Annotated in this window: 1 pseudogene; it reads left to right on the top strand. The window is 67.0% G+C overall.

Annotation, left to right across the window (positions count from 1 at the left end):
• Positions 1-119 precede the first annotated feature (119 nt).
• Positions 120-327: pseudogene (locus ACTQ1E_RS08935) on the top strand (hypothetical protein); the annotation flags it as partial.

The following is a 327-nucleotide window of genomic DNA, read 5'->3' on the forward strand; positions in this document are numbered from 1 at the left end:
GCCCAGCTCAGCGGGCGAAAACAACGATCTGGAACTGAAACGGCCCCGGGAGGGGCCGTTTCCGCGTCATCCGCCTATGATTGCTAAGCCAAATTCAGACAACCGAAGAGGCGTGACGCATGAAGAGTCTACTACTTCTCGCCCTCGGTCTGGCCCGCACGGTCGTCCTGGGCGCGCGCATCGAGGCCGAGCGCATCGTCGTGAGCGTCCGGCCCCACAAGCGCGAGCAGCGCCGCTGCCCCGTATGCGGCAGGGCCTGCGACTTCTACGACATGGCGAACCGCGGGGCCCCCAGGCTGTGGAGGGCGATGGACCTGGCGCGCTCGG

Origin of the sequence: Collinsella sp. LCP21S3_C7 (genome assembly GCF_052118485.1) — a bacterium.
Classification (GTDB): Bacteria; Actinomycetota; Coriobacteriia; order Coriobacteriales; family Coriobacteriaceae; genus Collinsella.